The sequence below is a fragment of the Streptomyces sp. NRRL F-525 genome, assembly GCF_000716605.1.
Taxonomy (GTDB): domain Bacteria; phylum Actinomycetota; class Actinomycetes; order Streptomycetales; family Streptomycetaceae; genus Streptomyces.
In genome coordinates, this window is sequence record NZ_JNXE01000228.1 from 1 (window position 1) to 245 (window position 245).

Here is a 245-nt window from a genome sequence, read left to right on the forward strand (position 1 = left end):
TCAGCTTTCCACGCCCCGAAGAGCAGTACTTGCAGCCCGAGATGAGCAGCGACACCGAATAATCAACGTTCCACCCTTGAGCAACCACCGCAGAACATTCGCCTGCGTTGTGGCCCTGGACCACCAAGCAAGCTTGGCGGCCTAGATGCTCCTTAGAAAGGAGGTGATCCAGCCGCACCTTCCGGTACGGCTACCTTGTTACGACTTCGTCCCAATCGCCAGTCCCACCTTCGACAGCTCCCTCC

Annotated in this window: 1 rRNA gene; it reads right to left on the reverse strand. The window is 58.4% G+C overall.

Annotation, left to right across the window (positions count from 1 at the left end):
* Positions 1-156: 156 nt before the first annotated feature.
* Positions 157-245, reverse strand: a 16S ribosomal RNA gene (locus OO69_RS48645); the annotation flags it as partial.